Source organism: Streptococcus sp. CP1998, from assembly GCF_041026655.1.
GTDB classification, from domain to species: Bacteria; Bacillota; Bacilli; order Lactobacillales; family Streptococcaceae; genus Streptococcus; species Streptococcus dentalis.
Genome location: NZ_CP163380.1, coordinates 1495400 through 1516989, shown reverse-complemented (window position 1 = coordinate 1516989; position 21590 = coordinate 1495400). Strand labels below are relative to the sequence as shown.

The 21590-nt window shown below is 43.6% G+C and carries 21 protein-coding genes and 1 pseudogene; 20 read left to right on the top strand and 2 right to left on the bottom strand.

The window, feature by feature from the left end:
• Positions 1-70: 70 nt before the first annotated feature.
• From AB4X21_RS07740 to AB4X21_RS07715, 6 genes are all read left to right on the top strand, one after another.
• Entirely contained in the window at positions 71-1228 is a 1158-nt protein-coding gene (locus AB4X21_RS07740; protein ID WP_342986367.1) for an ABC transporter substrate-binding protein, read from the top strand.
• A gap of 81 nt (positions 1229-1309) precedes the next feature.
• Complete coding sequence (locus AB4X21_RS07735) at positions 1310-2179, top strand: branched-chain amino acid ABC transporter permease (protein WP_369087762.1); 870 nt, start codon at positions 1310-1312, stop codon at positions 2177-2179.
• 3 nt (positions 2180-2182) lie between these two features.
• Positions 2183-3130 (top strand): branched-chain amino acid ABC transporter permease, encoded by a 948-nt coding sequence (locus tag AB4X21_RS07730; protein WP_369087761.1) that lies wholly within the window; start codon positions 2183-2185, stop codon positions 3128-3130.
• Positions 3130-3894 carry an ABC transporter ATP-binding protein gene (locus AB4X21_RS07725; RefSeq protein ID WP_003005595.1) on the top strand — a complete coding sequence of 255 codons (765 nt, stop codon included), beginning with the start codon at positions 3130-3132 and terminating at the stop codon, positions 3892-3894. The genes AB4X21_RS07730 and AB4X21_RS07725 overlap by 1 nt, the downstream gene beginning before the upstream one ends.
• Positions 3894-4604 (top strand): ABC transporter ATP-binding protein, encoded by a 711-nt coding sequence (locus tag AB4X21_RS07720; RefSeq protein WP_003005434.1) that lies wholly within the window; start codon positions 3894-3896, stop codon positions 4602-4604. Before AB4X21_RS07725 ends, AB4X21_RS07720 begins: the two co-directional genes overlap by 1 nt.
• Before the next feature lie 174 nt (positions 4605-4778).
• A complete protein-coding gene (locus AB4X21_RS07715; protein ID WP_041818341.1) occupies positions 4779-5435 on the top strand; it encodes a CBS domain-containing protein in 657 nt (218 codons plus the stop codon).
• A 282-nt stretch (positions 5436-5717) separates the two neighbouring features.
• On the opposite strand, the gene AB4X21_RS07710 is transcribed toward AB4X21_RS07715, so the two are convergent.
• Entirely contained in the window at positions 5718-6605 is an 888-nt protein-coding gene (locus AB4X21_RS07710; protein WP_320911254.1) for a YitT family protein, read from the bottom strand.
• Between the two features lie 149 nt (positions 6606-6754).
• Between AB4X21_RS07710 and tmk the strand changes: the two genes are divergently transcribed.
• The 8 genes from tmk (at position 6755) to AB4X21_RS07670 (ending at position 12532) form a co-directional block, all read left to right on the top strand.
• Complete coding sequence (gene tmk / locus AB4X21_RS07705; protein ID WP_021153665.1) at positions 6755-7393, top strand: dTMP kinase; 639 nt, start codon at positions 6755-6757, stop codon at positions 7391-7393.
• A complete protein-coding gene (locus AB4X21_RS07700) occupies positions 7390-8283 on the top strand; it encodes a DNA polymerase III subunit delta' (RefSeq protein WP_320911255.1) in 894 nt (297 codons plus the stop codon). Before tmk ends, AB4X21_RS07700 begins: the two co-directional genes overlap by 4 nt.
• 9 nt (positions 8284-8292) lie before the next feature.
• On the top strand, positions 8293-8613 hold the full coding sequence (yabA, locus tag AB4X21_RS07695; RefSeq protein WP_003005416.1) for a DNA replication initiation control protein YabA: 321 nt from the start codon (positions 8293-8295) through the stop codon (positions 8611-8613).
• 2 nt (positions 8614-8615) lie between these two features.
• Positions 8616-9473 (top strand): 16S rRNA (cytidine(1402)-2'-O)-methyltransferase, encoded by an 858-nt coding sequence (rsmI, locus tag AB4X21_RS07690; RefSeq protein WP_134974130.1) that lies wholly within the window; start codon positions 8616-8618, stop codon positions 9471-9473.
• Between the two features lie 17 nt (positions 9474-9490).
• The gene (locus AB4X21_RS07685; RefSeq protein ID WP_003013419.1) at positions 9491-10072 is read left to right on the top strand and encodes a GNAT family N-acetyltransferase; all 582 of its coding nucleotides are present in this window, start codon (positions 9491-9493) and stop codon (positions 10070-10072) included.
• Positions 10056-10547, top strand: a complete 492-nt coding sequence (locus AB4X21_RS07680) for a methylated-DNA--[protein]-cysteine S-methyltransferase (protein WP_369087760.1) — start codon at positions 10056-10058, stop codon at positions 10545-10547. The genes AB4X21_RS07685 and AB4X21_RS07680 overlap by 17 nt, the downstream gene beginning before the upstream one ends.
• A gap of 5 nt (positions 10548-10552) precedes the next feature.
• The gene (locus AB4X21_RS07675; protein WP_003013024.1) at positions 10553-10906 is read left to right on the top strand and encodes an arsenate reductase family protein; all 354 of its coding nucleotides are present in this window, start codon (positions 10553-10555) and stop codon (positions 10904-10906) included.
• Positions 10907-10990: 84 nt separating this feature from the next.
• Positions 10991-12532, top strand: coding sequence for an ABC-F family ATP-binding cassette domain-containing protein (locus AB4X21_RS07670; protein WP_003013400.1), 1542 nt, complete (start codon positions 10991-10993; stop codon positions 12530-12532).
• A 324-nt stretch (positions 12533-12856) separates the two neighbouring features.
• Here AB4X21_RS07670 and AB4X21_RS07665 read toward each other — a convergent pair whose 3' ends face one another.
• A complete protein-coding gene (locus AB4X21_RS07665; RefSeq protein ID WP_369087759.1) occupies positions 12857-13702 on the bottom strand; it encodes a peptidylprolyl isomerase in 846 nt (281 codons plus the stop codon).
• Positions 13703-13876: 174 nt separating this feature from the next.
• Between AB4X21_RS07665 and AB4X21_RS07660 the strand changes: the two genes are divergently transcribed.
• The 6 genes and pseudogenes from AB4X21_RS07660 (at position 13877) to AB4X21_RS07635 (ending at position 21499) form a co-directional block, all read left to right on the top strand.
• Positions 13877-14797 (top strand): multidrug resistance efflux transporter family protein, encoded by a 921-nt coding sequence (locus AB4X21_RS07660; RefSeq protein ID WP_369087758.1) that lies wholly within the window; start codon positions 13877-13879, stop codon positions 14795-14797.
• A 224-nt stretch (positions 14798-15021) separates the two neighbouring features.
• Positions 15022-15567, top strand: coding sequence for a hypothetical protein (locus AB4X21_RS07655; protein WP_155126729.1), 546 nt, complete (start codon positions 15022-15024; stop codon positions 15565-15567).
• A gap of 353 nt (positions 15568-15920) precedes the next feature.
• Positions 15921-16124, top strand: coding sequence for a hypothetical protein (locus AB4X21_RS07650; protein WP_320911260.1), 204 nt, complete (start codon positions 15921-15923; stop codon positions 16122-16124).
• A gap of 238 nt (positions 16125-16362) precedes the next feature.
• Positions 16363-18718: pseudogene (locus AB4X21_RS07645) on the top strand (DNA translocase FtsK).
• A gap of 67 nt (positions 18719-18785) precedes the next feature.
• Positions 18786-19172, top strand: coding sequence for a VOC family protein (locus AB4X21_RS07640; RefSeq protein ID WP_003013472.1), 387 nt, complete (start codon positions 18786-18788; stop codon positions 19170-19172).
• A gap of 8 nt (positions 19173-19180) precedes the next feature.
• A complete protein-coding gene (locus AB4X21_RS07635) occupies positions 19181-21499 on the top strand; it encodes an HAD-IC family P-type ATPase (RefSeq protein WP_369087757.1) in 2319 nt (772 codons plus the stop codon).
• Positions 21500-21590 lie beyond the last annotated feature (91 nt).

The window sequence follows — 21590 nt, the reverse complement described above, 5'->3', positions numbered from 1 at the left end:
ACAATTGTCAGATAATTCGGTATATTCTTAATGTATTTATTTTAAGATTCATTTAAGGAGATCATTACTAATGAAGAAAAAATTTGCTCTTTCATTTTTAACCATTGCAAGTGTCGCTCTTCTTGCTGCTTGTGGTGAAGTTTCTACTTCAGGTTCAAACACAACTGGTAACGAAATCGGCAAGGAACTAAAAGTCGGTTTTAACTTTGAAAAAACTGGTGAAGTAGCAGCCTACGGTAGTGCTGAACAAAAAGGTGCTCAATTGGCCGTTGATGAAATTAACGCTAAGGGTGGAGCTGACGGTAAGAAGATTGTTGTCACAGATAAAGATAACAAATCTGAAACAGCTGAAGCAGCTACAGTCACTACAAACCTTGTCACTCAATCAAAAGTGAACGCTCTTGTAGGACCTGCAACTTCAGGTGCTACTGCAGCAGCCGTTGCCAATGCTGGTAAAGCAGGTGTTCCATTGGTTACACCATCTGCAACTCAAGATGATTTGACAAAAGGTCAAGATTACCTCTTCCGTGCAACCTTCATCGATAGTTTCCAAGGAAAAATCATTGCTAAATATACAACGGATAACTTGAAAGCGAAGAAAGTCGTTCTTTACTACGATAACTCATCTGACTATGCGAAAGGGATTGCTGAAGCCTTCAAGAAATCTTACAAAGGTGAAATCGTAGCAACAGAAACATTCCAATCTAAGGATACAGACTTCCAAGCTGCTCTTACAAAAATCAAAGATAAAGACTTCGATGCGATTGTTCTTCCAGGTTACTACACTGAAACTGGTAAGATCGTAAACCAAGCGCGTGGTATGGGAATCAAACAACCAATCATTGGTGGGGATGGATTTAGCGATGCTAAATTCGTTGAACAAGCAACACCTGCTGCAGCTACTGATATCTACTACGTAGCTGGATTCTCTACTGAAGGTGAAATGACTGATAAAGCTAAGAAATTCGTAGAAGCATACAAAGCGAAATACAACGAAGAACCTTCAATGTTCGCAGCTTTGGCGTATGATTCAGTTTACATGGTTGCTGAAGCATCTAAAGGTGCTAAGAACTCTGTCGAATTGAAAGATAACCTTGCGAAGTTGAAAGACTTGGAAGGTGTGACTGGTACAATGTCAATCGACAAGAACCACAACCCGGTTAAATCAGCTCTTATGATTGGCTTGAAAGAAGGTAAAGTCAAATCTGTAGAGTCTGTTAAACCATAATTATCATTTGTTGTTTGTACAAGAGGCTGGGAGAATGAAAATTCCTGGCCTCGCTCTTTATTGTTAGAAAGGATGGTTCAAATGCTCCAGCAATTAGTGAACGGTCTAATCTTGGGAAGCGTCTATGCACTCTTGGCCCTCGGTTATACCATGGTGTATGGAATTATCAAATTGATCAACTTTGCCCATGGGGATATCTACATGGTAGGTGCCTTTATGGGATATTTCTTATTGAACTCATGGAAAGTGAACTTCTTTGTAGCTTTGCTTCTAGCCATGGTTGGAACAGCTATTTTAGGGGTTGTAATTGAATACCTGGCTTATCGTCCGCTTCGTCATTCGACTCGGATTGCAGCCTTGATCACAGCGATTGGGGTTTCTTTCTTACTCGAATATGGGATGGTCTTCTTCGTAGGTGCCAATACCCGGTCCTTCCCGCAAGTGATTAAAACGGTTCGTTACAACTTCGGTCCGATTTCAATCTCCAATATTCAGTTGATGATCTTGGGAGTGTCTGTTTTCTTGATGGTCGCTCTTCAATTTATTATTCAAAAGACAAAGATGGGGAAAGCCATGCGGGCTGTATCTGTCGATAGTGATGCCGCTCAATTGATGGGGATTAACGTAAACCGTACGATCAGCTTTACCTTTGCTTTGGGATCAGCCTTGGCAGGTGCTGGTGGTGTTTTGATCGGTTTGTATTACAACTCGATCGAGCCTTTGATGGGGATGACACCAGGGATCAAAGCCTTTGTCGCGACCGTTCTTGGAGGGATCGGAATCATTCCAGGTCTTGCCCTAGGTGGATTTGTCATCGGTTTGTTGGAAACCTTCGCTACAGCGATCGGTCTTTCAGACTTCCGTGATGCCATTGTGTATGCCATCTTGATTGTGATCTTGCTCATCCGTCCAGCAGGTATCCTCGGTAAAAATGTGAAAGAGAAGGTGTAAGCCATGAAACAAAATTTAAAAGTGAATTTAGTCTGGCTTGGTCTTTTGGTCGCAGGTTTTGCCTTGATCCAAGTCTTGGTTGCAGCGGGTGTGCTCAATCTCTTCTATATCCAAATTTTAGAACAAATCGGAATTAATATTATCCTTGCAGTTGGCTTGAACCTCATCGTTGGTTTCTCAGGTCAATTCTCACTTGGGCATGCCGGATTTATGGCGATTGGTGCCTATTCTGCAGCCATTCTCGGTTCCAAATCACCAACCTACGGGGCCTTCTTTGGTGCGATGGTTTTAGGTGCTTTGATTGCTGGTGTCGTTGCCTTGATCGTTGGGGTTCCAACCCTTCGTTTGAAAGGGGACTACCTCGCGATTGCGACACTTGGGGTTTCTGAAATCATCCGGATCTTGATCGTCAATGGTGGTACTCTAACAAATGGTGCCGCTGGGATCCTTGGTTTGCCGGCCTTTACAACTTGGCAATTGGTTTACCTCTTTGTTGTAATTACAACGATCTTTACGATTAACTTCTTACGCAGTCCAATTGGACGCTCTACCCTTTCTGTTCGTGAAGATGAAATCGCGGCAGAATCTGTTGGGATCAATACGACCAAGGTCAAAGTCATCGCCTTTGTATTTGGTGCGATCACAGCGGCGATTGCTGGATCTCTCCAAGCCGGCTTTATTGGCTCTGTTGTTCCTAAAGATTACTCTTTCACCAATACCATTAATGTCTTGATCATTGTCGTGTTTGGTGGTTTAGGATCAATGTCAGGAACAGTTGTAGCAGCCATCGTCTTGGGTATCTTGAACATGGTGCTTCAAGACTTCTCAAGTGTCCGTATGATCATTTACTCATTGGCTTTGATTCTCGTGATGATCTTCCGTCCAGGTGGTCTTCTTGGAACAAGGGAATTCAGCTTGAAAAAACTACTCTCAAAAAAGGAGGCTAACTAATGGCACTTCTTGAAGTAAAAAATTTAACAAAAAACTTTGGTGGTTTGACAGCCGTTGGGGATGTGACCATGGAACTCAATGAAGGGGAATTGGTTGGGTTGATCGGACCCAACGGTGCCGGTAAAACAACCCTCTTCAACCTCCTAACAGGGGTATATGAACCAAGTGAAGGGACCATTACCTTAGATGGTCAGCTCCTAAATGGTAAAGCACCTTATAAAATCGCTGCAGGTGGTCTGGGACGGACTTTCCAAAATATTCGTCTCTTTAAAGATTTGAGCGTTTTGGATAATGTCTTGATTGCCTTTGCCAATCACCACAAACCACATGTCTTTGCGAGTCTTTTCCGCTTGCCAAGCTATTACAAGAATGAAGAAGCTTTGAAAGCGAAAGCCCTTGAATTGTTAGCGATTTTTGGTTTGGAAAAAGAAGCAGATACCTTGGCCAAAAACTTAGCTTACGGACAACAACGTCACTTGGAGATCGTTCGTGCCCTTGCTACAGAGCCAAAAATCCTCTTCTTGGATGAGCCTGCTGCAGGGATGAACCCTCAAGAAACAGCAGAATTGACCCAATTGATCCGTCGCATTCAAAAAGAATTTAATATTACGATCATGCTGATCGAGCACGATATGAGCTTGGTTATGGAAGTAACAGAACGGATTTATGTATTGGAATATGGTCGCTTGATTGCCCATGGGACGCCAGATGAAATCAAGACCAACAAACGCGTAATCGAAGCCTATCTAGGAGGTGAAGCCTAATGTCTATGTTAAAAGTTGAAAATCTTTCTGTACACTATGGCATGATCCAGGCTGTCCGTGATGTCAGTTTCGAGGTAAACGAAGGGGAAGTTGTTTCTCTTATCGGTGCTAACGGTGCTGGGAAAACATCTATTCTTCGTACCATTTCAGGTTTGGTGCGTCCAAGTGCTGGGAAAATCGAGTTTTTGGGACAGGAGATTCAAAAGGTTCCTGCTCAAAAGATTGTAGCAGCCGGACTCTCTCAAGTTCCAGAAGGCCGCCACGTCTTTCCAGGCTTAACTGTTATGGAAAACTTGGAGATGGGAGCTTTCTTGAAGAAAGATCGAGAAGAAAATCAAGCTAACTTGAAGAAAGTCTTCTCCCGTTTCCCACGTTTGGAAGAACGGAAGAACCAAGATGCAGCAACCCTATCTGGTGGGGAACAACAAATGCTAGCAATGGGTCGTGCACTTATGTCAACGCCAAAACTCTTGCTTCTGGATGAACCTTCTATGGGATTGGCTCCAATCTTTATCCAAGAAATCTTTGATATCATCCAAGATATCCAAAAACAAGGAACAACTGTTCTCTTGATCGAGCAAAATGCCAATAAGGCCCTTGCTATCGCAGACCGCGGTTATGTTTTGGAAACAGGGAAAGTCGTTCTTACCGGAACAGGAAAAGAACTCTTAGCCTCAGAAGAAGTCCGCAAGGCCTACCTTGGTGGATAAGATTTCTAAAGTTCACTAGAATATTAAAAAGAAAGGTCCTGAAGACCTTTCTTTTTTCATCCCTCTTGTTTGATTTTTCTAAATTTTGAAAACAAGAGAAAACTGCTGAAAGCGTTTGAAATCATTCTTAAAATCAAGTATAATAAAACTAATAAAAGCATAGGAGAACTTGTTATGGCTGTTAAAGATTTTATGACACGTAAAGTGGTTTACATTAGTCCAGATACTACAATTGCCCATGCGGCAGATTTGATGCGCGAACAAGGTTTGCACCGTTTGCCAGTCATTGAAAATGATAAATTGGTTGGTTTGGTGACAGAAGGTACGATTGCAGAAGCAAGTCCATCTAAAGCAACAAGCTTGTCTATTTTCGAGATGAACTATCTGTTGAACAAGACCAAGGTTAAAGATGTCATGCTTCGCGATGTCATCACTGTCTCTAAATTTGCTAGCTTAGAAGATGCGACCTACCTCATGTATAAGAACAAGGTGGGAATTCTTCCAGTCGTGGACAATGAGCAGGTATCTGGTGTCATCACAGACCGTGATATTTTCCGTGCCTTCCTTGAAGTATCCGGTTATGGAGAAGAAGGAGTTCGTGTTCGCTTTGTTACAGAAGATAAGGTTGGTGTTCTAGAACAAATCATTCACTTGATTGTAGAAGAAGGGTATAACATCGCCAATACAGTCAATATTCCAACCAAAGACGACCGTGTGGTTATCGAAGTCCAAATTGATGGGGTGACAGATCTAGAAGGAATCCGTAGTAAATTTGAAGCCAACGGTTTGAAAGTCGACGAGATCACTCGAACAACCGCAAAAGCAATTTAATAAAAAATCAGGCTGGATGACAATCCAGTCTGATTTTTGTATAAGGTAACCTAATAAATTCTATAAAAATAATTATGATTTTATTAATCATGACGTGTATTCTAAGACTTTCCGCCGTGAGAAAAGAGCATGAAACATACTTGTTTCATGCTCTCGGAATTTTTGAGACATTAGGCTCAAAAATTAGTCATGGAACTTTGTGAAAGTTCGCTGACGTCCGTACTCACCTAAGGAAAATAGTAAATAGAAAAAAAGCTAGATGAAAATCTAGCCTTATTTCTATTAACGGTTAATGGGTTGTTTTTCTTTATCTAAAGTAAAGCCTTCGCCGAGAATTTCATGGGCTTCAGAAATGGTGATGAAGGCGAATGGATCGATCTGATTGATGATGTCTTTCATTTGTTTCATCTCATTCCGTGAAACGACACAGTAGACGATATCCAGGTCCTTACGGCTGTAATAGCCCATCCCGCGGATAAAGGTAATCCCGCGACCCAGATCGTCAGATACTTTTTGGGCAATTTCTTCTGGTTTAGATGTAACGATAAGGAAGCCTTTTCCAGCAAAACCACCTTCTCCAATCAAGTCGATCACAAGGGTGTCAATCAGGATAAAGAAGAGGGTGTACATCGCTGTACGGACATCTTGGAAGACAATGACCACAGTTGTCAGAACAATGGCATCTACAATCAACATGAGCTTTCCCATGCTGAGGGAAGTGTATTTATTAAAGATGCGAGCGAGGATATCAGTTCCTCCAGTAGTTCCACCGGCATTGAAGATGATCCCTAGACCTAAACCAAGGACAACCCCTGAGGCGATACAGGCAAGCAGAATATCTCCTTTAAAGGCTGTAAAAATAAAGTGATGGTAGTGGTGGCTTAGAGGCATGGCTTCAAAAATCGCCATCCATGCCGAAACCGAGAAAGTCCCCAGTAAGCTCAGATAAAGAGATTTCTTGCCCAGCAGTTTCCAAGCCAGAACGAAGAGAGGGATATTGATCAGCAAGTTCATGATGGATACGGGGATTTTGAAGAGGTAAAAGGTGATCAAGGTAATCCCTGTCGCTCCTCCTTCATAGAAGTGAAAGGGAATGACTAAAAAATAGATCCCAAACGAAAAAATGCCGGCCCCCAAGATGATAGCCAGAATATCTTTAAATTTAAACATGATAGGTTGTCTCCTAAAACTTTATAAGAACATTGTAACAAAAAAGTGAAAAAATGAAAATGACTTTGAAAAATTTTCTCTCCTAAAATACAAGATTTTTACCCTTATTTTTGGTAAAATAAAAAGAAGAAAAACAGAAAGAGGATACTATGGTAAACGGTACATTAATTTCATTTGAAGGTCCAGAAGGAGCGGGGAAATCATCGGTCCTAGAAGCCGTTTTGCCTCTACTTGAAGAAAAAGGAATTCCTTTTATTACAACCCGTGAACCAGGCGGTGTAGACATCGCAGAAAAGATCCGCCAAGTCATTTTAGATCCAGACCATACTCGTATGGATGCTAAGACCGAGTTGTTACTTTATATTGCCAGTCGCCGGCAGCATTTGGTGGAACGCGTCTTGCCGGCCCTTGCAGCTGGGAAAATCGTCTTGATGGACCGCTTTATTGATAGCTCGGTGGCTTATCAAGGGTATGGTCGCGGTCTGAGTGTGGAAGATATCGAATGGCTCAATCAATTCGCGACAGATGGTCTTAAACCAGATCTCACCCTTTACTTTGATCTGGATGTCGAAGAAGGGCTCGCTCGAATTGCGAAAAACCAAGAGCGGGAAGTCAATCGTTTGGATTTGGAAGGTTTGGAGCTTCACCAAAAAGTCAGACAAGGTTATTTGGCCTTGTATGAAAAGGAGCCAGAGCGCATCGTGAAAATCGATGCCAGTCAATCCTTTGAAGCAGTCTTTGCGGATGTCTTGGCTGTTTTAGAAAATCGCTTGGGGATATTGAAATGAAGCTAGAAGAGATCCAACAGCTCCAGCCAGAATTGGTGGAGCGTTTCACCCAGATCTTAGAACACAAACAGCTCAGTCATGCTTATCTCTTTACGGGTTCTTTTGCCAGTTTTGAGATGGCCCTCTTGCTAGCTCAAAGTCAATTTTGCGAAGATTTGCAGGGAGTCTGGCCTTGTGGCAAATGCCGTTCCTGCCGCTTGATTGAAGAAGAAGAATTCTCAGACGTGAAAATCGTGCGTCCAGTCAACCAGATCATTAAGACTGACCGCATTCGCTCGCTCGTTCAAGACTTTTCTCAATCAGGGTTTGAAGGAAGTCGGCAGGTCTTTATCGTCCAAGATGCGGATAAGATGCATACCAATGCGGCCAACTCTCTCTTAAAAGTCATGGAAGAGCCCCAGAGTGAGATCTATCTCTTCTTGTTGACTTCCGATGAAAACTTGATCTTACCGACCATCAAGAGTCGGGCCCAGCAGGTCCATTTTCCTAAAAAGCAAGCCTACCTAACCGAACTGTTAGAAAAAGAAGGCTTGATCAAATCTCAGGCAAATTTAGTAGCTCGATTTAGTTTTAGTCTCGAAGAGGCAGAGCAACAAAAAAAGAATGCAACGTTTTTTGAACTGGCAAAAGTTTGTGATCAGTTCATCGAACGTTGTCAATCCAATTTGAATCGTGCTTATTTGGAAGTGACCCGTTTAGTGAGCCTAGCAGATGATAAGGAAAAACAAAGCCAGGCCTTTCGTTTGATGGAGTTGGCTTTAGAAGAGCAGTTGCGCTTGAGTAGATCCCAGCAGTTGCTTGAGAAATTGAGTCTTGCTCGCACCATGTGGAAGGCCAATGTTTCTTTTCAAAATGCTCTAGAATATATGGTTTTGAGCTTAGAAAGTTAAGGAGTCAGAATGAATAAAAAAGAATTATTTGATGCTTTAGACGGCTTTTCTCAGAATTTGTTGGTCACCTTGGCTGAAGTCGAAGCCATTAAGAAAAATTTGAAACAAGTCATCGAAGAAAATACAGCTCTTCGCTTAGAAAATGATAAATTGAGAGAACGTTTGGGGGAAGTGGAGAAGACTTCATCCGCAAAGTCCCAACACCATGGCCGTGAAAATTTGCAACGCATTTATAACGACGGTTTTCATATTTGCACTTATTCCTATGGTCAACGCCGTGAGAATGATGAAGAGTGTATGTTTTGTGACGAGTTGTTATTTAGGGAGTAAGCATGCAGATCCAACGAAGTTTTAAAGGGGAAAAGAAAACAGGGGTGCTTTACCTGGTCCCAACACCGATCGGCAATCGGGAGGATATGAGTTACCGCATGGTCCAGACCTTAAAGGATGTGGACTTGATCGCAGCTGAGGATACTAGAAATACAGGCCTCTTGCTCAAGCATTTTGAGATTACCACTCCCCAGACTAGCTTTCATGAGCACAATGCCATGGAGAAAATTCCTGATCTGATCGCCCATTTAGAATCTGGAAAGGATGTGGCGCAAGTCTCAGATGCAGGACTTCCTAGTATCTCTGACCCCGGTCATGATTTGGTCAAGGCAGCGATTGAACGCGAGATTCCTGTCGTAGCTGTGCCTGGTCCTAGTGCGGGTATAACGGGTTTGATTGCCAGTGGCCTAGCCCCTCAACCTCATATTTTTTATGGATTTCTGCCTCGCAAAGAGGGGCAACAGAAGGCCTTTTTCCAAGAAAAAGTGGCCTATCCTGAGACCCAGATCTTTTATGAATCGCCCCATCGAGTGAAGGCAACCTTAGAGAATATGTTGGCTGTCTATGGGGATCGTCCTGTCGTCCTGGTTCGTGAATTGACCAAGATCTACGAGGAATATACTCGTGGCAGTATTTCTGAGTTAGTCGCATTTCTTGAAGAAAATCCTCTCAAAGGGGAATGCCTCTTGATTGTCGAAGGAGCCAAGGAAGAAGAGCTAGACCTAGAAGAGGTCGACTTGATCCAAGAGATCGACACCTTGGTCCAAGAGGGTATGAAGAAAAATCAAGCAATTAAACAGGTCGCCAAACAATACGGCCTGCAAAAGAGTGAGCTCTATGCTCGTTACCATCAAGACTAGGAAAGGTTGGAAGCAGGATGGAAATTAGAATGGCTTATCCCAATGAGATCAAGCGAATTATGGAAATCATCCAAGATGCCAAGGAAAGCCTGGCTCAAAGACAGGTCGACCAGTGGCAGGATGGTTATCCAAATGAAGAGATCATTTTTGAGGATATTCTAGAAAGTCGTGGCTATGTGGCCGTTGAAGATCAGGAAGTTGTCGCCTATGCAGCCGTCCACAAGGGAAATGAAGCGGCCTATAATGAGATTTACGATGGCAAGTGGGAGCATGACAACTATATGTATGTCACTTTTCACCGTGTCGCTGTAGCCAAAGAAGCTGCTGGCAAAGGGGTGGCTCAGACCTTCCTTCAAGGTTTAATCGAAGGGGAAAAAGGACCGGATTTCCGTTGCGATACGCACCCGGATAATCTAGTCATGCAACATCTGCTTGAAAAATTGGGCTACCATTATTGTGGAAAGGTCCCTATTGATGGCGTCCGCCTGGCTTATCAAAAGATCAAGCGAAAAGCAGAAACCAGTTTATTCCAAGTGGTCTCAGAAGAAGATCGCTGGGATCAAAGAGCAGAAGCGGCCTACAATGACTCTCTATCTTAAACAATTTTATGAAAGCCCTATGGGGCTTCTTTCGATCATTGTCAGTGAGGAAGGCCTTGTAGAACTTGATTTTTATGATCCGAAAGAGGAGGCGCCTGATTCCTATGGGGCGCTGGAGCAGGTCCATCCCTACCATGAGAAGGTGAAGGAGTGGTTGGATCACTATTTTGCTGGGGAGCCAATCGCTATCAGCTTTCCACTAGCACCGCAAGGGACAGCCTTTCAAGAGCGGGTGTGGCAGTTATTGCAAGAGATCCCATATGGTGAGACCAAGACCTATGGCCAGCTGTCCCAGGATCTTTCTTGTGGTTCAGCCCAAGCCGTAGGACAGGCTGTTGGACGCAATCCCTTGACGATCTTAGTCCCTTGCCACCGTGTGATGGGAAAAGATGGACAACTGACGGGCTATGCGTCTGGACTTGATCGCAAACGCTGGCTCTTACACCATGAAGGAATTACCTGGAAGGAGAAATAAAATCGATGTATACCTTTATTGAATACCCAAAATGTTCGACTTGTCGAAAGGCTAAATCAGAATTGGATGGTCTCCAATGTGAGTTCCAAAGCCAAAATATTGTCACAGAAACACCGACTAGCCAAGAATTGCAAGACTGGATGGCAGCGTCTGGCCTACCGATCAAGTCTTTCTTTAATACTAGCGGGATGAAATACCGGGAACTCGGTTTGAAAGATAAGGTGGATCAACTGACAGTGAAAGAAGCGGCAGATCTCCTTGCTTCAGACGGTATGCTGATCAAGCGGCCTCTGCTTGTCAAAGACGGAAAAGTTGTTCAAGTGGGCTACCGGAAACCGTACGCAGACTTAGGTTTGTAAAAGAAAAGGGAGTTGGGCTCCCTTTTCATTTTGCAGTGAAGATGATATAATCATACGAGTGAATTCAATGAAAGAGAGTCAAGCATGAGTATTTTAGAAGTGAAAAATTTAAGCCACGGTTTTGGGGACCGTGCGATTTTTGAGGATGTGTCTTTCCGTTTGTTAAAGGGAGAGCATATCGGTCTTGTCGGGGCCAATGGTGAAGGGAAATCGACCTTCATGAGTATCGTGACAGGTAAAATGCAACCTGATGAAGGAAAGGTGGAGTGGTCTAAGTATGTGACGGCAGGTTACCTGGATCAGCATTCGGTCTTAGAAGAAGGACAAACAGTTCGCGATGTCTTACGGACCGCTTTTGATGAGTTGTTCACAGCTGAAGCTCGCATCAATGACCTCTATATGGCCATGGCGGAAGAGGGAGCCGATGTCGATGCTCTGATGGAAGAAGTAGGAGAACTCCAAGAGCGTCTAGAAAGTCGTGATTTTTATACCTTGGATGCCAAGATCGATGAAGTGGCGCGTGCTCTTGGTGTCATGGACTTTGGCATGGACACGGATGTGACCTCCTTGTCAGGTGGGCAGCGGACCAAGGTCCTTTTGGCTAAATTGCTCCTTGAAAAACCAGATATCCTTCTCTTGGACGAGCCGACCAACTACTTGGATGCAGAGCACATCGATTGGCTCAAACGCTATTTGCAGAATTATGAAAATGCCTTTGTCCTCATTTCCCACGACATTCCTTTCTTGAATGATGTGATCAATATCGTCTACCATGTGGAAAATCAGCAGTTAACCCGCTATTCAGGAGACTACTACCAATTCCTTGAAGTCTATGAAATGAAGAAATCGCAATTGGAAGCGGCTTATGAGCGCCAGCAAAAAGAGATTGCTGATTTGAAAGATTTCGTAGCCCGCAATAAGGCGCGTGTGGCTACACGGAATATGGCCATGTCTCGTCAGAAGAAGCTGGACAAGATGGAACTCATTGAGTTGCAAAGTGAGAAACCAAAGCCATCCTTTGAATTTAAAAATGCCCGTACTCCTGGCCGCTTTATCTTCCAGGCCAAGGATCTTCAAATCGGGTATGATCGTCCTTTGACTAAGCCTTTGAACCTAACGTTTGAACGCAATCAAAAGGTAGCCATCATCGGAGCTAACGGGATCGGGAAAACCACTCTCTTGAAGAGCTTGCTAGGAATCATCCCACCGATTGCTGGAGAAGTCGAGCGGGGAGATTACCTCGAACTTGGCTACTTTGAGCAAGAGGTCGAAGGGGGCAATCGTCAGACACCGCTTGAGGCAGTCTGGAATACCTTTCCAGCTCTCAACCAAGCAGAAGTCCGTGCCGCTCTTGCCCGCTGTGGTTTGACCACCAAGCATATTGAGAGCCAAATTCAGGTGCTATCCGGTGGGGAGCAAGCCAAGGTACGCTTCTGTCTCTTGATGAACCGCGAAAACAATGTCTTGGTACTAGACGAGCCGACCAACCACTTGGATGTGGATGCCAAAGAAGAATTGAAACGGGCTCTGAAAGAGTACAAGGGATCGATTCTCATGGTTTGCCACGAGCCAGACTTCTATGAAGGCTGGATGGACCAAATCTGGGACTTTAATGAATTGACGTAAAGACAAAAAGAGAACCGCATGGTTCTCTTTTCAGATTCTTCTTAGAAACTTTCCTTAGGTGAGTACGGACGTTAGGTGAAATTATCCAGTGGATGATTTCAGCAATCCAGGAAGTTCCATGACTAATTATTGAGCCTAAGGTCTCAATAATTCCGTGTGCCTGAAATAAATCTGTTTCAGGCACTTTTCTCATGGCAAAAAGTTTCAGTAGATGAATGACTTAAATAATTAGAATTCATTTTTTTTACCAATGAATTTATTAGCTAATTTTATGTAAAATGTTTATCAATATCTTAAAAAGAGAACCGTTTGGTTCTCTTTTCATTATTTCTTGAAATTATAGTCTTTTAAAATCTCGATTTTTTCAATCTTGATGTCTGTTTTTGGTTTGTCCTTATCATTGGTTTCGGCAGAGGCGATTTTATCGACCACATCCATGCCATCGATCACTTGGCCAAAGACAGTGTAGTTACCACCATCGAGGGTTGGATTTCCACCATTTTTATAAGCATCGATGATCTTAGCTGGGAAGCGGTCAGTTGGGAGCTTGCTAGAAATATCTTCCTTATTTTGGTTAATATAGAATTGACTACCATTGGTATTTGGACCAGAATTGGCCATGGCAAGGGCTCCACGAAGGTTGTAAAGGTATGGAGAATACTCATTCTCAAAACCAGTACCTGAATCTTTGGATTTGTCTTTGCCCTTCCAGATGGATTCGCCACCCGTACCGTCTCCTTTAGGATCCCCAGTTTGGATCATAAAGTTGTTAATAACACGGTGGAAAAGCAAGCCATTGTAATAGCCTTCTTTTGCGTGGGTCAAGAAGTTTTCAACTGCAAGTGGGGCATATTTAGAGAAGAGCTTCACAGTGATGTCGCCTTCAGTTGTCGTGATTTTAACCTCTGCTTCATCTTCAGCCACTTCATTTGAGAGTTGTGGGAAGACGGCATTTTCATTGGTCATGGCGTCGTTAAAATCTTTGCGCAGTTGTTCTAATTTCTTTTGTTCTTCTTCAATTTTCTTTTGATCTTTTTCACTAGAGCTAGAAGTTGCTGTCTGCTCTGTCTTTTCTTTGCTTGCGCTTGAAGAGCTAGAGTCTTTCTGATTGGACGAACAAGCTGTCAAAGCCAAGCCGGAAAATAATAGTAGTGCGATTAATTTTTTCATATTCTTCCTTTCCAACATAGTTGTCTTTCTCTATTGTACCTTAATTTTGCGATACTTTCAAATCTTGATAAAATTTAAGGCGAAAACACTGTTTTGAAAATTTGCAGAAAACAGATGAAAGTATTTCTGAATTCCTGTATAATAGGATGACTACAGGAGAACGATCATCAAAAAATGAAATCATTACATTTTGCGAGAGCCCTTTGGTTTGGTATCCTAGGTGCTCTCTTTTTTGCATTTACCTTTATTTTTAATCGAAGCATGAACCTGGCAGGTGGTTCCTGGATGTGGAGTGCTAGTTTGCGTTACCTTTTTAGTTTGCCTATGATGGCTGTTTTAGTCTGGCAGAAAGGTGAGTTGAAGGGTGTCTTATCAGCAATTGCACGAGCCCCGTGGACGTGGTTGCTCTGGAGTACGGTTGGCTTTGGTCTCTTTTATGCACCCTTATCGATGGCTTCTATCTATGGAGAATCATGGTTTGTGGCTGCGACCTGGCAGATCACGATTTTAGCAGGTCTCCTCTTGACACCACTTTTTGGCCAAAAGATTCCAGGAAAACAGTTAGGAATGACTTTGCTGATTTTGTTAGGGATCGTATTGATACAAATTCCATATTTTGGACGAGGTCTGAGAGAAGGTGTGGTGAGAGCTAGTATCTTAATTTTGATCGCTGCTTTTTCCTATCCATTGGGAAATCGTAAGATGCTGGTTCATTGTAAAGAAGAGCAATTGTCAACGACCCAACGGGTCTTTGGGATGACCTTAATGAGTGTTCCTTTTTGGTTGCTCTTATCCGTCTTTGCAGGACTTGATGCAGGCTTGCCATCAGGTGGGCAAATGCTCCAATCCTTGATCGTAGCAGTATTTTCAGGAGTTATCGCGACCATGCTCTTCTTTGAAGCAACCAACTTAGTGAAACACAATCATCAGCAGTTAGCTGTTGTTGAAGCTACCCAGGCCGGTGAGGTTCTCTTCACCCTATTTGGAGGCTGTCTTTTTCTAGGAGATCAGATCCCAACCCCACTCGGATTTTTAGGGGTCTTCATTGTGATCGTCGGTATAGTAGGAAATAGTCTGATGACTTCTTCAGAATAGATAGTGGTAGAAGAGTAGAACTTTAAAGCGGTTCAGTCTATCAAAGCTAACAACCACGAGGGTGTTTTCTTTTTGGATTAAATCACTAATTAAGAAGGAAGTTGCGTATAGATGGAAAATTCGGTATGATGGGAGATATGTTAATTTGTTGGAAAATGAATGAATTCCCTCAAAAACCGTATCATGAATGGGGAGCCCCAGATGAACATTAAGAGAGGTATAAAATGGATAGAAATAAGAGTTTGATCTATATGATGCGTTTTGCTGGTAAAGAGTATTACCTAGATAAGATAAGAATGAGACTTTGTGTGAACCATCAAAAAAAGCCTTTCCGATTTGATCGGTGGACTTTTGGTCTAGGAGCTATCATTGGCTTTTTCATTCTAGTTCCCCATTGGGTCCATTCCATTTCTGTAGTTTACAAAACTATCTTGCTTGGAGTGGGCTGGTTGTTGGTTGCTACACTGATTAGACGTATGATGACCATGGAGCAAGATCCAAATTTTGAAGAGTTTCATATTGAGACGCTGGACAAGCGAGCGGAGTTTCTTTTAAGAATGAAATCAAAGCTTTATCGTAAACTGTGGATTGGACTGGTCTTTCTGTATGCCAGCATCTTTCATGCAGTTCATTACATCATGACCAATCTTCCAGGAAGCTATGGTATGAGTCTGATGATGTTCTATGGAGTCTATCTCTGCTTAGGTCAATCCCATATTCTATCTCAGATGAAGATCTTTAAAGAGCTAACAAAACAATTGCGTAGATAAGGACCAGATTTGTACTTAAGATGTGCTGACTTCATATGAATTAAAGAGTGGGAAAGATTTAGTTTTACTTGTTAAAGGGGAGAAGGTTGACACTTTATCAATCAGCAAGAATCAAGGATGATGAACCAGATATGAATAAAAGCATAATCTTTCAAGAAGCGAAAATTTAATTGTTCTAATGAATTAGAAGCCGTTTCAAATAAATATTTCTGATTCTAAGGTTGCTAAATTATATCCTGAAGTAGAAAAGATATAAACTATTTAAATCAAATTTGTTTCCGTCCAAACAATACAATGAACGCAAATGGTGTGATAAAATCACTCATTAGTTTGCGCTGAAAGGTCAAGAAAATATGGAACTTTATGTTACAGACGAAACAAGAGGGGATAAAACACAAATTTATTCTTATGACGAGTTTGTAGCGTGGATAAAGTTCCATCGGAAGAATGAATCATCAGCTAAACAAAGTAAAGTTTTTATAGATCAATCAGATACTGGGGAATTGGCAGAGCTTCCTCACGATAGTCTTTATTTTCTTGCTCGTCATTCGGTTTAAAAGACGTTCGTAGACTTACCATAAGCGTTTTTCAAACAGCTAGGGATGTTTATCTTTTGGAAATCATTCTGGGTCTATTTGCTTCATTAAAAACTTTCCCGATCTTCGCTTACAATACCTACCGATCAAAATGGGGCTAGGACCGGTTTCTAGCTTTATTTTTTTCAGTTTTACTCTGCACGTGTTTGGAAATGATTTTACTAGAGAACTAGCTTGGAAATGTGATATAATAAAGGTTATGGCAAACAATAATCAATCGAAAAAAACACGGTCGACGAGACGACTGTCCAAAGCAGAATTAGAAAGAAAAAAAGCGATTCACCGCATGATTGTGACCATTCTGATTAGTCTGGTTTTAGTCTTTGCGTCCTTGAAATTGGGAGCAGTAGGGGTCTTGGCCTACAACTTGATCCGACTCTTTGTTGGAAGTTTAGCCTATTTGGCTATTTTAGCGACCTTTTTCTACCTCTATGCCTTTAAATGGCTGGACAAACACGAAGGGGTGATTTCAGGATTCCTAAGCTTTTTTGCTGGGCTTCTCTTGATGTTTCAGGCCTTCTTTGTATCCTCCCTTCATTTAGATAATAATGGAATCAAGGTCACTTTTTCAAGAATCATGGCAGACTTGATTCATCTGCGGGTGGAGAGTTTTGCTGGTGGTGGTATGATCGGTGCTCTACTTTATGCTCCGATTTCCTTCCTGTTTTCAAATATTGGTTCTTATTTTATTGGCCTTCTCTTTATCGGATTGGGGATCCTCTTGATGAGTCCTTACTCCATCTATGATTTGTTTGAAAAGGGATCGGAAGCCTTCCACGCTTCTATGGAAAAACGCAAAGAACGTCGCGAGCAGAAGTTCCTTGAAAAGGAAGCGAGAGTTGCTGAGGAAGTCTGCGACTGAAAGAGAGCAAGAAGAAGCAAGTGCAGTTCTTCCAACTCCCCTTTCAATGGAAGGGCATCCTGTAGATCCTGAAACAGGAGAAGTGTTGGCGGAGGAGCCGTTCACAGAGCCCTTCCCAGAAGCCGAAATTGTCGCACCAACAACACCAGAGATCTACCTGCCAGATGAAGAGTGGCCTGAAGAGCCTGAAGCATACGAAGAGCTTCCAGTAGCCGAAGAATTCGAGGATGATGGGGAAGAAGTTCAAGTGGATTTCACACCTAAGGAATTGCTTCAGTACAAGCTTCCAACCATTGATCTTTTCGCACCTGACAAGCCCAAAAACCAATCCAAAGAGAAAAACATCGTTCGCCAGAACATCCGCATTTTGGAAGAGACCTTTGCAAGCTTTAACATCAAGGCGACAGTGGAACGGGCGGAAATCGGTCCTTCTGTTACCAAGTATGAAGTCAAGCCAGCTGTGGGTGTACGGGTCAACCGTATCTCCAACCTAGCAGATGATTTGGCCCTAGCCCTAGCAGCAAAGGATGTGCGGATTGAAGCGCCGATTCCAGGGAAATCTCTGGTAGGGATTGAAGTGCCCAACTCAGAGATTGCAACGGTTTCCTTCCGTGAATTGTGGGAGCAGTCTAAAACAGATCCGGCTAAACTCCTTGAGATTCCTCTTGGAAAGGCCGTAGATGGTTCAGCTCGAACCTTTGATTTGGCTCGGATGCCCCACCTCTTGGTAGCGGGGTCTACCGGATCTGGTAAGTCAGTAGCGGTCAATGGCATTATTTCGAGTATCTTGATGAAGGCCCGTCCGGACGAAGTCAAGTTTATGATGGTCGATCCAAAGATGGTGGAGCTTTCTGTCTACAATGATATTCCTCACCTCTTGATTCCAGTGGTGACCAACCCACGTAAGGCCAGTCGGGCCCTGCAAAAGGTTGTCGATGAGATGGAAAATCGCTACGAGCTCTTCTCGAAAGTAGGCGCTCGCAATATTGCTGGCTTTAATGCCAAGGTGGCTGAGTACAATGCCCAGTCTGAGATGAAGCAAGTGCCCCTCCCATTGATCGTTGTCATTGTTGACGAGTTGGCAGACTTGATGATGGTCGCAAGTAAAGAAGTGGAAGATGCCATTATTCGCCTTGGACAGAAGGCGCGTGCGGCGGGGATCCACATGATCCTTGCGACTCAACGGCCATCGGTTGACGTTATCTCAGGTCTGATTAAGGCCAATGTGCCTTCCCGTGTCGCTTTTGCGGTATCATCTGGGACCGACTCACGGACCATCTTGGATGAAAATGGCGCAGAGAAATTGCTCGGTCGTGGGGACATGCTCTTTAAACCGATCGATGAAAATCATCCAATCCGTCTACAAGGATCCTTTATCTCAGATGACGATGTGGAGCGGATTGTCAACTTTGTCAAAGAGCAGGCAGAAGCCGATTATGATGATGCCTTTGATCCAGGTGAAGTATCCGAGTCAGACTTTGACGGAGGCATGGGTGGCTCAGAAGAGGGTGATCCTCTCTTTGAAGAGGCCAAAGCACTCGTCATCGAGACCCAAAAAGCCAGTGCTTCGATGATCCAGCGTCGCTTATCGGTTGGTTTTAACCGGGCGACCCGCCTCATGGAAGAGTTGGAAGCAGCAGGTGTGATTGGACCAGCTGAAGGGACCAAGCCTCGAAAAGTATTGCAACAATAAGTTTAGGGGGAAGAGGGCACTTGCCCCACTCCCTTTTCTTTTTATAGAAAATAGAAAGTAGGACCAGATGAAGTTAGACACGATTCATCATATTGCCATCATTGGACGGGATCGCGATGCTATGTTGCATTTTTATGTGGACCAGTTGGGCTTTGCGATTGTCAGTGAGTATGACCGTCCCGAACGCGGAGATATCTTGATCAATCTCCGTCAGGGCCAGCTGACTTTAGAACTCTTTATCAAATCGACGGCCCCAGAACGTCCGAAGTTCCCCTTGCCTGAGCATGCGGGACTGCGTCATCTGGCCTTTAAAGTGGACGATGTAGAGACGTATCTAGCTAAATTGGATCAGCTAGGTATTGAGAATACAGGCCTTCGCCATGATGACTTTGATGGTAAGAAGATGGCATTTTTCTTTGATCCAGAAGGATTGCCCTTGGAAATACATGAGTGAGGAAAGAAATGAATAGATTAGAAGGACTCAGTCAGGAAGAAGTAGCGAAAAAGATCCAAGAGGGCAAGCAAAATAAGGTCACGATCAAGACAGAAAAAAGTGTAGGGCAGATCATTCGAGACAATGTCTTTACCTACTTTAATCTGATTTTCCTGGTCTTAGCGGTCCTGCTTGTAGCAGTGAAGTCTTGGAACAATCTCTTGTTTGTCCCTGTCGTCGTAGTCAACTCCTTGGTAGGAATTGTGCAGGAAGTCCGCTCTCGACGGATTTTGCGTCAGATGCAATTTCTGCATATGAGTGAGGCGATCGTTCTTCGCGAAGGAAAAGAAGTCTCTCTACCTATCGATCAGCTGGTGGAGGGCGATCTAGTTCGCTTTCAAGCTGGAGACCAGATCTATGCGGATGGGGTCTTGCTGGAGGGCGATCTAAAAGTCGATGAGTCGCAATTGACGGGTGAAGCCGATGAGGTCAAAAAAGGAGCACAAGACGCACTCATGTCAGGTAGTTTTGTGATCGCTGGTCAAGGTTTAGCGAGACTAGAAAAAGTTGGGAACGACTCCTACATCAACCAATTGAGCCTGGAAGCCAAGCAAGTCAAGTCTCATGAGGAGTCTGACATGGTCCATGCGGTCAACCAAATCGTGGGGATCATTGGTCTCCTTATTATTCCGCTAGGTTCGCTCCTTTTTCTTCGCAGCTATATCAGCCTAGGCGATAGTCTCAAGCTCAGTGTGACTTCAACAGTCGGAGCCTTGATCGGGATGATCCCAGAAGGCTTGTATCTCTTGATGACCTTGGCACTGGCTCTAGGCGCTGTCAGATTAGCCAAGGAAAAGGTCCTGCTCAATAGCATGAAGGGGATTGAGACCTTATCGCGCGTGGATGTCCTTTGTGTCGATAAGACAGGGACTATTACAGAGCCGGGTATGGAAGTGACAGAGATTCGTCCAGTTAAAGACACTCAAGACTTGGAAGCTCTAGCTCAGTATGTAGAGGCTAGTATGGATCAAAACGATACCATGGATGCCATCCGTAATTTCCACAAGATTCCAGTCAGCCGGCCTTGGAAGACTCTCGACGTTCAGCCCTTTACGTCTAAGAAAAAGTATGGGGCCATTACCTTTGAATCTGGGATCTATGTATTAGGCGCACCAGAATTTGTTTTACGAGAGGGCTTCTCTGAGCTTGAAAAAGAGATAGCTCCTGCTACTCAGGCAGGTAATCGGGTCTTGGCCTTTGGGAAATATAAGGGAGAACACCTAAGAGAAACTTTAGAGGCTCCTGTAGACTTGGTGGCCTGGATTATTCTCTCCAATCCTTTGAGAAAAAATGCCAAAGAAACCTTCGCCTACTTTAAAGAACAAGGAGTGACCATTAAGGTCATTTCAGGGGACAACCCAGCTACGGTTTCAGCTATTGCACAAAAAGCAGGCATTGAAGGAGCAGAGGGGTTAATCGATGCCAGAACCTTACTGACGGAAGAAGACTTGCACCAAGCAGCGAGTCAATATACGGTCTTTGGTCGGGTGACACCAGAGCAAAAGAAAAGCCTTGTTGAAGGCTTGCAGGCAAAGGGACATAAAGTCGCCATGACTGGAGATGGCGTCAACGATATTCTGGCCCTCAAAACAGCGGATTGTAGTATTGCGATGGAATCTGGAAACGATGCGACCAAGAAGATGGCGCAAGTGGTCTTACTGGATTCTGACTTTGGGAAGATGCCGTCCATCGTGGCAGAAGGGCGTCGGGTGGTCAATAATATTCAACGATCAGCCAGTCTCTTTTTGATCAAGAATATCTTTTCTATTTTGTTGGCTATCTCAGTGACGCTCTTAGCCTTTACCTATCCCATCATGCCGTCGCAGATGTCTTTGATCAGTGGTTTTACGATTGGGATTCCCGGATTCTTTCTAGCGCTTGAGCCCAATAGCGAGCGCATCAAAGGGCGTTTTATCGAAACGGTCTTTAAAAATGCACTACCTGCTGCCTTGACGGATTTTATACTGATTTTTAGTCTGGTCTTGCTGTCTTCTACATTTGGCATGAGGTCGGAAGAGCTCTCAAGTGCAGCCATCTGCTTGATGGCCTTCGTTGGCTTTACCATCATCTACCAAGAATCCCAGCCTCTCAATCACTACAAGAGACTGGTTCTTCTAGGAAATATCTTAGCTTTTCTGGTATCAAGTAGTATCCTAGGGAAATTCTTTAACATGAGCCCCTTGAGGCTTCAAACGCTGCTTATCTGCGCCATCATGGCCGTTCTTGCTCTCATCTTGATTCAAGTTTTCAAGAAGTTAGTGGGCTGGCTCTTTCATCGGAAGAAATAAAAGAGAGAGTGGGACAGAAATCGGTAATTCGTTAGAATTCGATTTCGTCGTCCCACCTCCGCACAGTTGAGTAGGGCTGTAAAAGCTGATG

Bases quoted from the DNA above. Each gene is read 5' to 3' on its own strand.
- rsmI (WP_134974130.1), top strand. From the start codon at position 8,616: ATGCAGATCCAACGAAGTTTTAAAGGGGAAAAGAAAACAGGGGTGCTT.
- AB4X21_RS07720 (WP_003005434.1), top strand. From the start codon at position 3,894: ATGTCTATGTTAAAAGTTGAAAATCTTTCTGTACACTATGGCATGATC.
- AB4X21_RS07735 (WP_369087762.1), top strand. From the start codon at position 1,310: ATGCTCCAGCAATTAGTGAACGGTCTAATCTTGGGAAGCGTCTATGCA.
- AB4X21_RS07635 (WP_369087757.1), top strand. From the start codon at position 19,181: ATGAATAGATTAGAAGGACTCAGTCAGGAAGAAGTAGCGAAAAAGATC.
- AB4X21_RS07730 (WP_369087761.1), top strand. From the start codon at position 2,183: ATGAAACAAAATTTAAAAGTGAATTTAGTCTGGCTTGGTCTTTTGGTC.
- AB4X21_RS07650 (WP_320911260.1), top strand. From the start codon at position 15,921: ATGGAACTTTATGTTACAGACGAAACAAGAGGGGATAAAACACAAATT.
- yabA (WP_003005416.1), top strand. From the start codon at position 8,293: ATGAATAAAAAAGAATTATTTGATGCTTTAGACGGCTTTTCTCAGAAT.
- AB4X21_RS07710 (WP_320911254.1), bottom strand. From the start codon at position 6,605: ATGTTTAAATTTAAAGATATTCTGGCTATCATCTTGGGGGCCGGCATT.
- AB4X21_RS07670 (WP_003013400.1), top strand. From the start codon at position 10,991: ATGAGTATTTTAGAAGTGAAAAATTTAAGCCACGGTTTTGGGGACCGT.
- AB4X21_RS07640 (WP_003013472.1), top strand. From the start codon at position 18,786: ATGAAGTTAGACACGATTCATCATATTGCCATCATTGGACGGGATCGC.
- AB4X21_RS07660 (WP_369087758.1), top strand. From the start codon at position 13,877: ATGAAATCATTACATTTTGCGAGAGCCCTTTGGTTTGGTATCCTAGGT.
- AB4X21_RS07685 (WP_003013419.1), top strand. From the start codon at position 9,491: ATGGAAATTAGAATGGCTTATCCCAATGAGATCAAGCGAATTATGGAA.
- AB4X21_RS07675 (WP_003013024.1), top strand. From the start codon at position 10,553: ATGTATACCTTTATTGAATACCCAAAATGTTCGACTTGTCGAAAGGCT.
- AB4X21_RS07665 (WP_369087759.1), bottom strand. From the start codon at position 13,702: ATGAAAAAATTAATCGCACTACTATTATTTTCCGGCTTGGCTTTGACA.
- AB4X21_RS07700 (WP_320911255.1), top strand. From the start codon at position 7,390: ATGAAGCTAGAAGAGATCCAACAGCTCCAGCCAGAATTGGTGGAGCGT.
- tmk (WP_021153665.1), top strand. From the start codon at position 6,755: ATGGTAAACGGTACATTAATTTCATTTGAAGGTCCAGAAGGAGCGGGG.
- AB4X21_RS07715 (WP_041818341.1), top strand. From the start codon at position 4,779: ATGGCTGTTAAAGATTTTATGACACGTAAAGTGGTTTACATTAGTCCA.
- AB4X21_RS07740 (WP_342986367.1), top strand. From the start codon at position 71: ATGAAGAAAAAATTTGCTCTTTCATTTTTAACCATTGCAAGTGTCGCT.
- AB4X21_RS07680 (WP_369087760.1), top strand. From the start codon at position 10,056: ATGACTCTCTATCTTAAACAATTTTATGAAAGCCCTATGGGGCTTCTT.
- AB4X21_RS07655 (WP_155126729.1), top strand. From the start codon at position 15,022: ATGGATAGAAATAAGAGTTTGATCTATATGATGCGTTTTGCTGGTAAA.
- AB4X21_RS07725 (WP_003005595.1), top strand. From the start codon at position 3,130: ATGGCACTTCTTGAAGTAAAAAATTTAACAAAAAACTTTGGTGGTTTG.